General features: G+C 42.1%; 13 protein-coding genes. 11 read left to right on the top strand and 2 right to left on the bottom strand.

Going from position 1 to position 14,905, the window contains the following annotated elements; genetic code table 11:
• Positions 1–6 precede the first annotated feature (6 nt).
• The 10 genes from MHB64_RS20105 (at position 7) to nagA (ending at position 12,654) form a co-directional block, all read left to right on the top strand.
• The gene (locus MHB64_RS20105) at positions 7–1,386 is read left to right on the top strand and encodes a carbohydrate ABC transporter substrate-binding protein (protein WP_341135239.1); all 1,380 of its coding nucleotides are present in this window, start codon (positions 7–9) and stop codon (positions 1,384–1,386) included.
• A gap of 114 nt (positions 1,387–1,500) precedes the next feature.
• A complete protein-coding gene (locus tag MHB64_RS20100) occupies positions 1,501–3,528 on the top strand; it encodes a DUF5107 domain-containing protein (protein ID WP_341135238.1) in 2,028 nt (675 codons plus the stop codon).
• 178 nt (positions 3,529–3,706) lie between these two features.
• Positions 3,707–5,119, top strand: coding sequence for an ABC transporter substrate-binding protein (locus tag MHB64_RS20095; RefSeq protein WP_341135237.1), 1,413 nt, complete (start codon positions 3,707–3,709; stop codon positions 5,117–5,119).
• Positions 5,120–5,458: 339 nt separating this feature from the next.
• On the top strand, positions 5,459–6,085 hold the full coding sequence (locus MHB64_RS20090; protein ID WP_341135236.1) for a carbohydrate ABC transporter permease: 627 nt from the start codon (positions 5,459–5,461) through the stop codon (positions 6,083–6,085).
• A gap of 160 nt (positions 6,086–6,245) precedes the next feature.
• Complete coding sequence (locus MHB64_RS20085; RefSeq protein ID WP_094878220.1) at positions 6,246–6,953, top strand: DNA alkylation repair protein; 708 nt, start codon at positions 6,246–6,248, stop codon at positions 6,951–6,953.
• Between the two features lie 111 nt (positions 6,954–7,064).
• Positions 7,065–8,354, top strand: coding sequence for an L-cysteine desulfidase family protein (locus tag MHB64_RS20080; RefSeq protein WP_076299336.1), 1,290 nt, complete (start codon positions 7,065–7,067; stop codon positions 8,352–8,354).
• A 196-nt stretch (positions 8,355–8,550) separates the two neighbouring features.
• Positions 8,551–10,017, top strand: a complete 1,467-nt coding sequence (locus tag MHB64_RS20075; RefSeq protein WP_341135235.1) for a protein adenylyltransferase SelO — start codon at positions 8,551–8,553, stop codon at positions 10,015–10,017.
• Between the two features lie 38 nt (positions 10,018–10,055).
• Positions 10,056–10,535, top strand: coding sequence for a DinB family protein (locus MHB64_RS20070; RefSeq protein ID WP_341135234.1), 480 nt, complete (start codon positions 10,056–10,058; stop codon positions 10,533–10,535).
• A 164-nt stretch (positions 10,536–10,699) separates the two neighbouring features.
• Entirely contained in the window at positions 10,700–11,488 is a 789-nt protein-coding gene (locus MHB64_RS20065) for a DeoR/GlpR family DNA-binding transcription regulator (protein ID WP_280786482.1), read from the top strand.
• Positions 11,489–11,511: 23 nt separating this feature from the next.
• Positions 11,512–12,654, top strand: coding sequence for an N-acetylglucosamine-6-phosphate deacetylase (gene nagA / locus MHB64_RS20060; RefSeq protein WP_094869272.1), 1,143 nt, complete (start codon positions 11,512–11,514; stop codon positions 12,652–12,654).
• 27 nt (positions 12,655–12,681) lie between these two features.
• Here nagA and MHB64_RS20055 read toward each other — a convergent pair whose 3' ends face one another.
• Both MHB64_RS20055 and MHB64_RS20050 read right to left on the bottom strand, forming a co-directional pair.
• The gene (locus tag MHB64_RS20055; RefSeq protein WP_341135233.1) at positions 12,682–13,455 is read right to left on the bottom strand and encodes an AraC family transcriptional regulator; all 774 of its coding nucleotides are present in this window, start codon (positions 13,453–13,455) and stop codon (positions 12,682–12,684) included.
• An 18-nt stretch (positions 13,456–13,473) separates the two neighbouring features.
• Positions 13,474–14,055 (bottom strand): LysE family translocator, encoded by a 582-nt coding sequence (locus MHB64_RS20050; RefSeq protein WP_094869274.1) that lies wholly within the window; start codon positions 14,053–14,055, stop codon positions 13,474–13,476.
• Between the two features lie 86 nt (positions 14,056–14,141).
• On the opposite strand from MHB64_RS20050, the gene MHB64_RS20045 reads away from it, so the two are divergent.
• A complete protein-coding gene (locus MHB64_RS20045; protein ID WP_341135232.1) occupies positions 14,142–14,762 on the top strand; it encodes a GNAT family N-acetyltransferase in 621 nt (206 codons plus the stop codon).
• The last annotated feature ends 143 nt before the right edge of the window (positions 14,763–14,905 follow it).

Below are 14,905 nucleotides of genomic sequence, written 5' to 3'. Positions count from 1 at the left end.
CCTGTTATGAAATATGTGGAATCTATTAAAAATAGTTTAATATTCGCAGGTGTGATCCTATTATTATGGGCTAGCGCAGGATGTACTCCTTCGGATTCGAGCCTGAACAAAATGCAATCCTCCCAAGTGAAACATGAGTTTGCGAACAAAATTCTGAACTTAGCTGTATTTGAGGGAGGGCAAGGAAAGGATTATTGGCTCGCGGTGAAACAACGATTTGAATCAGACTATCCAGGGGTAACTGTTAATTTGACTTCAAGCCCCAAGATCATGGAAATACTTAAACCGCAAATCGCCGTTGGCAATCCACCCGATATCATTTATATCTCACAGAGTGAGACGACAGGTATGATTGAAGAAATGTTGAGAGATAAATTATTACTTGATTTGACGGATGTATTTGAAGGGAATGCTCTCGATAATCAAGTACCGCTTAAGAATAAAATGCTGGATGGTATTTTAGATTATGCTAATCCCTTAGGGGATGGGAAAATTTATGCTGCACCGTTCTATACCTCTCCAATGGGGCTAATCTATAACAAGACTCTTTTTGAGAAAAAAGGCTGGAAGCTCCCAGAGACATGGGATGAATTCTTGAAGTTAGGTGAGCTCGCTAAGAAGGATGGAAGATCACTATTCACCTACCAAGGTTTGTTCCCGGGTTATTTAGAGTCTATTTTCTGGCCGTCGGTGGCATCTGTGGGGGGGATGGAAGACGTCTGGAAGGCGGAAAATTATGAGAAGGATGCATTTAGGTCCGATTCCGTCAGGCGAATAGCCGAGGTGTTAAGTGCTATTGCACAAAAAGGTTATGTCATGCCAGGAACCGTTAAATTAAGCCATACGCAAGCACAGGCTGCTTTTCTACAAGGTAAGGCATTGTTCATTCCTTGCGGAATATGGATAGAGAATGAAATGAAAGGCACTCCACGCGAAGAAGGCTTCGAATTTGGTTTTCTCGCACCACCAGTGTTCAATAAGGGGGATCAGAGGTATGTCATGTCCTATTTGGATAGCCTGTTTATTCCCGCCAAGGCGAAGAATATTGAACTTGCCAAGGAGTTCCTGCGTTATCAATACAATGATGATATCGTTCAATTAAATGCGGAGAAATCCAAAGGGATAGTCACGGTTAAAAATGGTCTGGAAATCGTAAAGCCATACACTTCTCCAATATTCTATGATTCCGTTCAAATATCTCAAAAAGATGTAGCGCCGATTGTTTTTCAATGGAAACAAGCATCGCAGCTAGTCATCAAAGACGTAGAGGCAATATGGAACCCCATAACTGGCCTAATGAGCAATACGCTGACTGTTAAACAGTGGCAAGATGAGGTTGAGAAAATAACCAAGAGTGTGCGGGAATTAAGTTCTTCTAAAGAATAAAACTGTTTATTCCGTGTCCTAAATCGTACAGGTTTTGTTCAATTCTGTTAATGGTAGCTTTAGTATTTAGCAGTGTAAAATTGGATTAACTATATGGGATTGGATGTGACGTGAATGAGTGTGGTCATTTCAACATTAACTCTTGAAGGTGCATTATTAGAAGGAGAGAATCCTCTTCCAATGTTCAGAAACAGAGACCATCATACTAAAGTAGGGGATAATGGTACACTTACTCCAGAATTGAGACAGCAGCTGGGTGAACATACAGGTGGGAGATATTTACCTTATCGCATGCAGGATCGGTATACACGTGAAAGAAAACTGCTGGTTATGAAGTCGATTGTATTGGAAAATGACATCTTAAAAGCAGTCTTTTTACCTGAGTATGGAGGTAGACTCTATTCGCTTAAAGATAAACGTACGAACAAAGATATATTGTATACAAACCCTGTCTTTCAACCGGCTAATTTAGCTATTCTTAATGCTTGGTTCTCTGGAGGAATCGAATGGAATGTGGGACAGGTAGGTCACACCTTTACGACTGCATCTCCCGTACATGCTGCCAAATTGATGGATGATAAGGGCAATGAATTTCTAAGAATTTATGAATATGAGCGTTGTAAAAACATTTTTTGGCAGATTGATTTTCATCTTCCTCAAGGGGCAAAGGAGCTCTCTGTCTATGTAAGAATCATTAATGATAACGAAGCGTCGGTTCCTATGTATTATTGGACAAATATTGCAGCACCGGAAACTTTGCAATCAAGAGTATTCTCATCCACTAGTAAGGTTATCTATATTGATCATCAAGTGAAGGGGTTTGGATTGGGAGATTTGCCAGTGCTTCCTTCAGTTCCAAATGAAGACTCGTCATATCCAATGAGAATTCCCTTCTCTAACGAGTATTTTTTTCAGACAGAAGCAGATTATAAATCCCCGTGGGAAGCGATTGCCTATGAGGATGGTAGTTTATTCTACGAACGTTCGACTAGCCTCTTAAGATATCGTAAGTTATTTTGCTGGGGCAACCATGCAGGTGGTAGAAGATGGTGCGATTTCTTAGCGAAGCCAGGCGAAGGTAATTATGTTGAGATACAAGCTGGGCTTGCTCCAACACAGATGCATGGACTAGACATGCCTGCAAATTCAATATGGGATTTCACTCAAATATTCGGTGTTACTCAGGTGGATGCACATAAGGCAAATCAAAGTGACTGGTCTGAGGCTCGGGATTTTATTGAAACGCAAGTCAATGAACAATTGCAAGAAGATGAGGTGTATATTCTTCATGAGAAGTTGCAAGCTTATGCTAATTTAACACCATCAGAACTATTGCACTCAGGCTCAGGCTGGGGAGCACTCGAGGACATTCGCAGAAAGGCCCATGCTGAAAGGTCTATTCCGGATGGATGTCTATTCTTGAAATCCAGTATTGCAGCACCGCAGCTTCCATGGTTAGCCCTGTTACAAGAGGGAGGCTTGCCAGAGGGAGATGTACAAAATATTCCGGCCTCTTGGATGGTCCAAGAAGAATGGATGGAATTGCTTCGTACCAGTCTAGGGGATGCAGATAATCAAACGTGGACTTCCTACTTGCATTACGGCATTATGCTCTATGAGTATGGAATGGAAGACCAAGCTATGACTGCATGGCATCAATCGCTTGAATTGCAGCCGTCTGCTTGGGTTTATCGTAATCTGGCGATTACCTCTGAACAGAGAGGAGAGGCAGATCAGGCTCTGGTCTATTATGAACTGGCGTATTCTTTGTACAATGGCTTTCCAGACAGTGCATTTGCAGATGAGTATATTAGCATGTTAATTAGAAATAAACAATTTGCTAAGGCATGGAGTGTGTACGAATCACTTCCTGAAGAGTTCAGGCAAAGTGATCGTCTCCAAATTATTATTGGAGCTGCTGCTCAGGCGTTGGATCATAATGAATTCCTATTAAACTTATTCCAGAAAGAATTTGCTGTGATTCGTGAGGGCGAAGTTACGATTGTGGAGCTGTGGTATGAATTTCAAGCTAAAAAGCTAGCGGAGAGCCGAAATACTGTATTATCTGAAGAATTAATGAAGGAAGCTATCACCCTATATCCACCGCCTAATAACATTGATTTTAGAATAATTGGCGCTTAAACGAAGAGAGAGTTTCGATGATTTTAATCGAAGCTCTCTTTTTTAGGATGCTGAAGGTGATTAAAATTTAGATAAAATTGTGCATGCTTTGTTCAATATCGTCGATGTTAGACCTGACTTGCTTCGTTATATACTTACTTGTGAAAGCACTTTCATATTAGAGGGGGATGCTACACACGTGAAAAAAAGACAAAAGAAGCTCACCGGTTTGTTGCTTGCTATGTCGATGGTACTAACGTTATTGGCTGGTTGTGGATCAAGCAATACAACGAACAATGCTGCCCCGCCTGAAGCAACTAAGGAGAACACCCCTACTGCTACAACTGAGGCTACCACCGAAGTTAAAGCTTCTGGACTAGAAGGTAAGGTAGTATTCTGGTCGATGTGGAGCAGCACAGAACCACAAGCGAAGGTTATTGAGTCAGCCGTTGCTGAATTCAAGGCAGCTAATCCAGAAGTTGAAGTGGATCTGAAGTTTACCGGTCGTGATATCTTAAAATTGATCAAGCCTGCTTTGGATGGAGGAGAGAAAATTGATATCTGGGAAGCCGATCCAGGTAGCCCAGCTGGTATTCAAGGCATGAAAGATTACGTTATGAAGCTTGATGATTTGCTTGCGGAGCCGTCCATCGGAATGGAAGGCAAGTCAGTAAAGGATTCAATAATTCCAAGCTTATTAAGCTGGATACAATCGCTATCCACAAAGTACGGTTTAGAAGAAGGTATTTATTCGATTCCGCAGCAACCGTATGCAGTGCTCTTTTTCTATAACAAGGAAGTGTATGAGAAGGCTGGGATAACAAAAGCACCTGCCTCTTGGGAAGAGTTTCTTGCAGATGCTGAAAAAATCAAAGCAGCAGGTTCAGCACCGCTTACCTTTGATGACGCATATCGGGACTTATTTATTGGATCTTATCTGGCAAATGCGATGGGGGCAGATTGGGTAAGCCAGCTTGTGCAAGATAAGACCGGTGAGATGTGGAATGATCCAATCATTCTTCAATTCGCTAAAGATATGGCTAATTTAAACGCTAAAGGTTTTTTCTCTAATAAAATTGCTGGAAGTAAATATCCTGCGGCTCAGCAGGATCTCGTGCTTGGTGGGTCTGCCGCTTATCTAAATGGAACATGGCTTCCGAATGAAGTGCTTGCCACCTCAGGACCAGATTTCAAATGGGGCACGTTTCAATTCCCGGATGTTCCAAATGGAAACGGTAAAGGTGGAAAACAAGGGCTGATCTTTGGATCTCAAGGGATGTTCATTAATAAATCAAGCAAGAATGCAAAAGCTGCTTTTGAACTTATCAAACATATCGTTAGTAAGCAGATACAAGAAAAAATGGCGAAGGATGCACTTGCGATCCCAGCAACCATTGATTCTGAATGGCCTGCGATGCTTGCAGAAGCAGAGGCTGCTTTTCTAAATGCAAAAGAAAATATGCCTTGGGGTGGAGGTATTGGTGATGGAGGCGACTTTACGCTTGCTACCATTGTACCTACCTTCATGGAACTTATCACTGGCAAACTGAAGCCAGAAGAATTCGGGCCGAAGCTAAGTGCGGAAGCTAAGAAATTCTACGCCGGTAAATAAAACTGTAGTCTATATGTGGCGGTCAATAGCGGCAGCTGCATATAGATTATTTAGAGTATAAGAAAGAATAAATTGCAATTTACGCGTTCTATTTATTCTGGTACTTGAAAAAGGATTCTAACTAAAAATTAGAGGTTGACATGGCGTGTGGACAGAGCGGAGGGTCGGAAGAACCCTCCGAACCCGTAGCGGCTGGTTCATAAACGGTCAACATGCTAATTTTGGTTTTGAGCCTTATAATTTCCTTGAAAATGATGCGGGGGATACAAAGATGAGAATTAGTAAACCGATTATCATGCTATTCCTTCTGCCTGCTATCCTGGGATCGGATTGTACTTTTTGAACAGTCTAGTTTACACGGTAACCTCTTGCGTAGGTATTATTGTTGTTGCAGCTCCGGCTGCTTATATATTGGGACGAATTCAGTTTAGGGGAAAACGGTTAGTTGATTTAATGTTTATCTCGGCATTATCGGTTCCGGGGCTACTGATTTCTATTCCATTGTTTTCGTTATTTTATTCATTGAATTTAACAGGCTCAACATTTACGTTAATCTTTGTATACATTTTTACGAATGTCCCTTTTGCTGTATTTTTGCTTACAGGGTTCTTTGCATCCATTCCGAAAGAACTGGAGGAATCAGCAGCGATCGATGGATGTGGGCCGATTAAAGCTTTTATCAAAATCATCTTACCTATGGCACAGGCCGGTATTTTGACGTTAACGATTTTTAATGTGATGGGGATTTGGAATGAATATTTTTATGCTCTGATCTTTGCAAATAATCCGGATCGACATCCAATAGCATTAGCGCTTCAATCCATCGTAGTAGGATATACGAATACTGGTAATTATTCGGGTATTTTTGCTGCATCACTTCTGGTATTTTTGCCCACGTTTATACTTTATCTTCTTGTGTCCAGAAAGATCGTTGCTGGAATTACAATCGGTTCTGTAAAAGGTTGAGGTAGTAACCACCTAGTAATATAGGTGGTTATTTGCGCACCCATAAGGATTTCTTCAGAAACTCAACTTGCGACAAGGAAACCCATACAGTACACTTTCTTTAACTAGTACAAACCTAAGATAGCTTGGGAGAGAACTTTGAAAAAGGAAGTGTTAAATAGTGGATCTAGAGATGGTCATGCAGGAGCTGGAAGCGCTTGGCAAGGAACGAACTAAGAAAATATATATATCTAATGGAGCGAAGGAACCGCTATTTGGCGTGGCTACCGGAGCAATGAAGCCAATCTTCAAGAAAACAAAAATAAATCAGCCATTGGCTGAGGAACTTTACGCGACAGGGAACTATGATGCCATGTATTTTGCCGGCATCATTGCTGATCCCAATGCAATGACGGAAGCGGATTATGACCGATGGATGGATGCGGCTTATTTTTATATGCTGTCCGACTTTGTAGTGGCAGTAACCTTGGCAGAAGCAGATATTGCACAACAAGTTGCCGATAAATGGATTGCGAGCGGTGAAGAGCTGAGAATGTCAGCGGGCTGGAGCTGTTACTGCTGGCTGCTTGGCAGTCGGCCGGATGTTGAGTTTTCCGAAAGCAAGCTTGCCGGTATGCTTGAGATGGTGGAAAATACGATTCATGATTCTCCAGAACGTACCCAATACGCAATGAACAACTTCATGTACACAGTGGCCATATCTTATTCGCCACTTCATGATAAGGCCAGTGAAACCGCAAGAACTGTAGGGCCCATTGAAGTTGATAAGGATAAGGCAAAAAGTAAATTGATTCACGCGTACGCAAATATTCAAAAAGCAGTCGACAAAGCTCAGCTTGGTTTTAAACGTAAGCATGTAAGATGTTGATCTAGCAGAAGCTTCTAGAGAAGAAAAAGGAAAAAGGATTCCCTGAAACTTCACTCTGCGTTACTATATAGAAATGACTCCAAGTGGGAGAGAGAAGGGGGAAAAGCATACATGGGCAACTTATTGGAAATTTTGCACAAGGAAGTCGTACCGGCAGAAGGCTGCACAGAGCCGATCGCAGTTGCGTATGCCGTCTCCTTGGCGGCAGAGCTTCTCGAGGAAGAAATAACGGGGATTCAGCTGCATCTCAGCGGTAATATTATTAAAAATGCAATGGGAGTGGGCATCCCTGGGACAGGCCAGACAGGTCTTCCTATCGCAGCAGCCCTCGGTGCGGTGGTCGGACGGTCGCACAAGGAGCTGGAAATTCTATCAGGCCTGACTCAGGATGAGCTAAAGCTGGCCAATGACCTGCTTGATCGAAAGCTGCTAAAAGTGGAGATAATGGACACTCCTGAGAAGTTATATATTGAAGCACAGGTGAAGACAGAGAATCATACAGCGACTGCCATCCTTGCTAAAGAACACACTAATATAGAATATCTGGCTCTGGACGGGAAAAAAGTGACACCTAAGAAGTCTAAAGCAGATTGTGGCAAGCCTGGACTTTCTGATACTGAAGCCTATGAAGGCTCTGTAGATCGGATATTCGAGTTTATAACTACGGCTCCATTTTCAGATCTTAGCTTCCTCTTGGAAGGCGCCCGGATGAACAAAGCGATTTCCGAAGAGGGACTCCGGGGCGATTATGGGTTGCAAGTAGGGAAGAAGATGAATCAGCAATCAGCTGTGAATTTGTTCGGCAATGATGTAGCGAACAAAATAATAGCGGCCACTGCTGCGGCTTCAGATGCTCGTATGGATGGCAGCGCAATGCCTGTGATGACAACAGCGGGCAGCGGTAATCAAGGCATTGCATGTACGCTTCCCGTTATTTCTTTGGCGGAATTACTTGGTAAGGATGAAGAGACGCTAGCTCGGGCGCTTGCACTAAGTAATCTGGTCACTGTGCATATCAAGCATTATATCGGGCGGTTGTCGCCTTTATGTGGTTCAGGAATTGCAGGTGGAGTTGGAGCGAATAGCGGGATCATTTATCTCATGGACGGCACTCTTGAGCAGATCAAGCATGGGATACAGAATACGATAGCCTCTTTATCAGGCATGATTTGCGACGGTGCAAATTCAACCTGTGCGCTGAAGATATCTACCTCCACTAATACGGCGATTCAGGCAGCCACACTGGCGATGAACAATATTGCTCCTACGACCAAGGATGGAGTTATTTTCGAAGAGGTGGAAGATACTATCCGCAACATGGAGCGACTGGTTCAGGAAGGTCTGGCGGATACTGACAAGACCATTCTAAATATCATGCTCTCCAAAGGCGGAGCGAATTAGCTTCCTTTAAGGTCATAACAGGTTAGAACATCATAATATAAGACCGTCCGGTTCCCTACATGAATGGCAGGAGACTGGACGGTCTTTTTATCTATTCAGTAAGGGTATTTGTCATTGCGAAGATTTGCATTAAATTTTAACATAACTTATTCTGAGATCATAAAGGCATAAACTGATGGTATAAAAAGGAGATATTATGACGGAGAAGATAGATATAGGATGGAACTTTGAGAACAGTTATGCTCATCTGCCGGAATCCATGTTTACAAGGATTAAACCAACTCCTGTACGTAAGCCGGAGTTAGTTATTTTAAATGAACCATTGGCTGCTACCTTAGGGCTGAATAGTACAGCACTACATAGTAAGGATGGTGTTCAGTATCTTGCAGGGAATGAAATCCCTGAAGGTACTGTGTCGCTTGCTCAAGCGTATGCTGGACATCAATTCGGACATTTTACCATGTTAGGTGACGGCCGAGCTGCGCTTATTGGTGAGCAGATCACACCCCAAGGTGACCGCGTAGACATTCAGCTTAAGGGTGCGGGAAGAACACCCTATTCTCGTGGTGGCGATGGCCGAGCCGGACTCGGACCGATGCTGCGTGAATATATCATTAGCGAAGCCATGCATAGCTTGGGTATTCCCACCACTCGCAGCTTGGCAGTGGTAACTACTGGAGAAACGATCATTCGAGAAACAGAGCAGCCTGGTGCTATTCTGACCCGGGTTGCTGCAAGTCATCTACGGGTGGGTACCTTCCAATATGTTGCAGCGTGGGGTACTGTTGAGGATCTCCGTACTCTGGCAGATTATACATTACAAAGACATTATCCGGAAGTTGATTCTAAGGAGAATCGTTATCTTTTCCTGCTTCGGGAAGTGATTGGACGTCAGGCTGAATTGATTGCCAAGTGGCAGCTGGTAGGATTTATTCACGGAGTGATGAACACCGACAACATGGCGCTTAGCGGAGAAACGATTGATTATGGTCCTTGCGCCTTCATGGATGTGTATCATCCAGAAACGGTATTCAGTTCCATTGACCAGCAGGGTCGTTATGCCTATGGCAATCAACCGGGCATTGCCTCTTGGAATCTCGCGAGATTCGCGGAGACTCTCCTGCCATTGCTGGCTGATGATCAGGAACAGGCGATTCGGCTCGCTGAAGAGGAAATTGCAGATTTTAAAGAGCGGTCTTACCATCATTGGCTCACAGGTATGAGGGCGAAGCTCGGAATCTTCAACGAAGAGGTAGAGGATGTAGCGCTAATTGAAGATTTGCTAGATTTGATGCAGAAGTATCGGGCGGACTATACCAATACCTTCCGTGCCCTAACTTTAGAAAAGCTGGAAGAAACCGCTCTGTTTGGTGCAGCGGAATTTACGAAGTGGCAGGAGTTATGGCAGGCTAGACTTAGCAGACAGCAGCAATCGAAGGAGGTTTCGATACAGCTAATGCGCAGTAGTAATCCTGCGATCATTCCGCGGAACCACAGGGTAGAAGAAGCACTCCAAGCGGCAGTACAACAGGTAGATTACAGTGTGATGGAGCGATTGCTTAAAGCTCTTTCCAATCCTTACGCTTATTCCCCTGAACAGGATGAATACTCGGCACTACCTAAGGAATCAGCACGTCCATATCGAACCTTCTGCGGTACCTGATTTGCTGATAATGATCTAAATAATGAGGTGAAGTAAGAATGTTTCATGCATATGATGTTCTGGCTAACCAGTTGCTAGCTAATGCGAATGATCCAAGTTGGTATGTGCCCTTTGAGGTAGCCATAAAAGACCTAAGCGAAGAAGAAGCTTTTTGGAAAGTAACGGAAGAAAGCAACAGTATTACTGAGATAGTGCAGCATCTGCTCTACTGGAATGAAACTTGGCAAACAAGATATAAAGAAAAGAGTATCCATGCGGTTCCTTCAGTGGATAACAATAATACCTTTGTCGTTGCAAAAGGAGTAACGTTCCAAGAGCTTCAGCAACAACTCTTAGAAGTTCTTTTACGTTGGCAGGAACTGATTACAAAGGAACAATTGGATGCCGATGTTCAAGAATTCCAAGGCAGTCAGTGGTGGGAAGTAATGGGCAATGTGACAACACATAACGCGTATCACGTGGGGCAAATCGTTTTTATTCGAAAGATTCAAAAGAGTTGGAATCGCACTAAGAAATGAATTGAAGGACGTTAACAGATGTATGTTCATCTGGCTAACGTCTTTTTTTTGCGAATATCAATGAAAATAAGTTGTGTGAAAATACTTATAGATACTTATAATCACATATATAATACTTGTAAATACTTAATTAATAACTTATGATGACTTTAGGAGGTGCATACATGATGTTTCAAGAGGAGAGATTGTTAAAAATACTCGAATATTTGAAACAACACCAATCGATGAGTGTTCAAGAGATCTGTACGCAATTTGATGTATCCAGAGATACCGCACGTAGGGATATTGTTAGATTAGTACAAGAAGGTGTTGTGATCCGAACGCATGGAGGGGTATCGTTACCTGAGTTACAAAAAGAATTGTTATCTTATCAGGATCGTTTGATCGATGAATCTGAGAGTAAACAGAGGATAGGAAAGGCTGCGGCGCAGCTTATCCAAGATCATGAGACTGTGATTTTAGATGTATCTACCACCGTGCAGTTTGTAGCAGAACAAATCAGCGCGAAGGATATTACGGTGGTCACGCACTCGATTGATAATGTAGGGATCTTGTCCAAACGGGAGGATCTGCAAATTTATGTTCTTGGTGGTTACTTGAATGTGAAAAATCGCTTGTTATATGGCCCTTCTATTATCGATAAACTTAGTGAAATCCGTGCTGATAAAGCCTTTATTGGAGCATCCGCGATCTGTGCTGATGGGCTCTACTATCCATATGAAGAAGATGTACGGGTGAAGAGAGAAATGGCCCGAAGATCAGAACAAGTCATCTTAGTGGCTGATCACACCAAATTTATTGGCAAATCATTTTTCCGTCTAGACTTTGAGTTCGTTGACATTCTAATTACCGATCGGGAACTCCCAAGTGAGATCAGAGAAATTCTAGATCAGATGAACATCACAGTGATTGAATGTCCAGAAGAAACTGAAGAGGCTCGAGAGCAAGACTGATAACGAAACAGAGGAGGATATTTATGTCTTATATTCTGCAAAATGTACAAGTGGCGCTTCAGAATCGTATTGTCCCAGCCGCTAATGTGTGGATTTCTGAAGGGGAAATTATGAAGATAGATACAGAGGATCTTTCGATTCCAGAGGGACAACATGAACGGATCGATGGTGGTGGACATTTGTTAGTACCCGGGATGATAGATGTTCATATTCATGGCGCCAATGGCTTCGATATGATGGACGGTACGGAAAAGAGTATTCAAGAGGTCTCAAGTGCTTGTGCTTCATCTGGCTGTACCTCATTTTTGGCTACATCAGTGAGTTCTACGCTAGAAGATCTTTTAGAAATGATTCGTAGTGTCAAGCGTGTGATTGGACATGAAGTGGGCGCAAAGATCGCAGGTATTCATTTAGAAGGACCTTACTTGAATCCGAAGCGAAAAGGAATGCAGAACGAAAAATATCTACGCCACCCCAACTTAGAGGAAATGAACCTGATTTTTGAAGAAGCGGGTTCACTCATTAAGATGGTTACAATTGCTCCGGAGCTGCCGGGAGGGATGGAGCTCATTTCCTTTTTGAAAGAAAAGGGTGTAGTTATAGCCATCGCTCATTCGGATGCCACATATGAAGAAGCTAAACAAGCCTTTGCGTCGGGGGCAAGTCATGTTACGCATTGTTTTAATGGCATGCGGCCTATCCATCATCGGGATCCAGGGGTAATTGTAGCTGCTTTTGAAGAGAAGCATGTAAGTCTTCAGGCGATTGTGGACAACGTCCATCTGCACCCTGCAATTATTCGATTAATGCATACCTTGAAAGGACCAGAAGGAATGGTCTTGATTACAGATGCACTGCAAGCTATGGGATTAGGTGATGGGGATTATATGTTCGGAGGCCATCATGTTACAGTATCCGAGGGGGTAGCGAGACTGAAGGATGGAACGCTAGCTTCAAGCACAGTGACTATGAATGAAGCTTTACGTTATACTGTCGAAACTGGGATTCCATTGTTAGACGCCGTAAAGATGGCTTCAACTACGCCGGCCAATATTCTTGGACTTCAACAAAAGGGGACAATAACATCTGGTTTTGATGCTGATCTGGTCCTCTTGGATGATGAATTTAAAGTGTGCTGGACAATGGTAGATGGTCAAATTTTATAAATCATGATGAATACAGGTTACTTCTGCTCAATGCAGCTGTAACCTGTATTCATGTGCGGTTATGCCAAACACGCTTTTAAAATGCCGGTTCAAATGAGTTAAATCCACAAATCCACACTCTACTACAGCGGCATAAATATCCTTAGTTTTCTCAATGGATTGCTTGGCATGCTCTACCTTGCAATTTAAGAAAAATTGATAAGGTGATATTCCAGTATGTGTCTTAAACTCTCGGATAAATTGATATTTGGAAAGTCCAAACTCTTTACAGAGATCATCTAGTTTCAATACATGTTCTAAACTGCAGTACATCATTTCCTTTGCTTTTTTGACAAATTTATTATTACTCCTGTGCTCTGTAACTAGTTCAGTATTAGATACAACATGAACCAGGTTTAACAACAGCTCACTGCATAAGGACTCCTCTTTACCATTCTGGATGGCATGACTTAGCGCTAATATGCACTGTGCCAATTTGTCATCATATAGGATGGGAGAGGAGAAGCGGAGTTCTTTTTTTCGTAGGATCTCTTGTATCAAGGTTGGCTTGATATATAGCATGACATAATCAATACCTGCTTTATCATATGAATTGCCGTCATGCGTTTGCTCTCGATTAAATAGCATTACGCCATTTTTATGAGAGGATTGCAAGCTACCCTCAAGATTATATTGCTGAATGCCACGTAAGGTGACACCAATTGCGTATTCTTCATGGCAATGTTTTTTATAAGTGAAATCACTCATGCTAGCTGACAATGTTAGGATATCTGCCGACTTTTTATAGTTGAAACTCTCCACGCTCTTAACCTCCAAGACTTATAGGATTCCCGATATCATAATGGCAGAGTATACTAAAAATAATGCCATCAGAGTATTTAGAACTTTTTGATGATTTTGCAGAAATGCTCTGAAGATTGCCCCGAATACAACCCATGTCGTAAAAGCAAAAAATCCGATCACAGTTATAATTATAACAAACATAAATAAGGTAAGAGAAGAAGTATAGAATGGCATTACATAGCTGGGAATGACTGTTAAAGTAAATAAGAGCACTTTAGGATTCACAAGCTGCATAAGTAAACCCGAGCGAAAATTGGCATTTGGATTAGGCTTGTCTTCCATTGATCCCATCTTATAGATTTTGTAAGCTAGGTAGAGCATATATATACTCCCAATGACTTGCATAATGATCAGAATATTTGGGATGATCTCTACCAGAACACGATTCATTAAGGTAGAAAGGATAAGCAATAGCCCAAAAGCCATCGTAGCCCCGTATACATACCGCATGGTTTTCTTAGCCCCTGAATGTTGCACGGAAGAAAGAATAACAATATTGGCAGGACCAGGTGAACATGTAACTACAATGCAATAGAGAAGAAAGGAAATTATATTCATGATGACCTCCAGTAAAAGTTGTCTTATGAATATAAACCTCCTACCTTGATTGTTTATAGTACATTATTGCAGAGGAGATCAACATAATGAATAAGACGAAGCATCTAACTATTAGTACACTCACTGAGGGTGATTATGTATCTACATGCCGGGTTTTTGAAAAATCAATATCAGATGCCTTTAACAAAGAGGGATTAGGTCACTTACAAGAGGACATACAAAGTGAAACCGATCATAAAAAGCAAAAGGCGCTATCTTCACTGAAACAGGCAAACACGGATATTTATTTCTTTATCGCTAATATCAATGGGAAGGTTGTGGGTACAATTTCCTATGGTCCATGTGGTGAGACTATTCAAATCTGTGCAGAACATCAGTTGGATCATTTGGGAGAATTGGGTAGTTTATACGTGTTGCCAAGCTATCAGGGACAAGGGATTGGTTCGGCATTAATTAAGCAAATGATGATATTTCTACACGAACATGGGATCGAGCAATTTTGTTTGGACAGTGGCTATAAACGCGCACAAATCAAGTGGCAGCGTAAATTTGGGGAGCCTTATAAGGTAATAAAAGATTATTGGGGACCCGACTCCGATCATATGGTTTGGTTGTGTAATGTAAGTGATCATTTAGAAAAAGAGACTTGTAAGAAATGTTTAACCTATAAGCCTTCAATGAGTAAATTCGCTTCCAGTAAATTGTGAAATAAAAAAGACAAAGTGCCTTCCTTGCATCATTCCCGAAACAGCTGCTGGCAAGAGAATGGTAGTTATGATGCCAGCAAATGCTGCTTTTATGATTTGGCCAGCTATGATAGCTGGCTTTTTTAAGCGTGATCTTGGTTTCG

The organism is Paenibacillus sp. FSL K6-2859 (assembly GCF_038008265.1).
GTDB classification, from domain to species: domain Bacteria; phylum Bacillota; class Bacilli; order Paenibacillales; family Paenibacillaceae; genus Paenibacillus_AQ; species Paenibacillus_AQ nitricinens.
This window is presented reverse-complemented; position numbering and strand designations above follow the sequence as displayed.

Excerpts from the sequence above, each read along its gene's own strand:
- MHB64_RS20045 (WP_341135232.1), top strand. The coding sequence starts at position 14,142 with ATGAATAAGACGAAGCATCTAACTATTAGTACACTCACTGAGGGTGAT.
- MHB64_RS20065 (WP_280786482.1), top strand. The coding sequence starts at position 10,700 with ATGATGTTTCAAGAGGAGAGATTGTTAAAAATACTCGAATATTTGAAA.
- nagA (WP_094869272.1), top strand. The coding sequence starts at position 11,512 with ATGTCTTATATTCTGCAAAATGTACAAGTGGCGCTTCAGAATCGTATT.
- MHB64_RS20080 (WP_076299336.1), top strand. The coding sequence starts at position 7,065 with ATGGGCAACTTATTGGAAATTTTGCACAAGGAAGTCGTACCGGCAGAA.
- MHB64_RS20050 (WP_094869274.1), bottom strand. The coding sequence starts at position 14,055 with ATGAATATAATTTCCTTTCTTCTCTATTGCATTGTAGTTACATGTTCA.
- MHB64_RS20075 (WP_341135235.1), top strand. The coding sequence starts at position 8,551 with ATGACGGAGAAGATAGATATAGGATGGAACTTTGAGAACAGTTATGCT.
- MHB64_RS20100 (WP_341135238.1), top strand. The coding sequence starts at position 1,501 with ATGAGTGTGGTCATTTCAACATTAACTCTTGAAGGTGCATTATTAGAA.
- MHB64_RS20070 (WP_341135234.1), top strand. The coding sequence starts at position 10,056 with ATGTTTCATGCATATGATGTTCTGGCTAACCAGTTGCTAGCTAATGCG.
- MHB64_RS20105 (WP_341135239.1), top strand. The coding sequence starts at position 7 with ATGAAATATGTGGAATCTATTAAAAATAGTTTAATATTCGCAGGTGTG.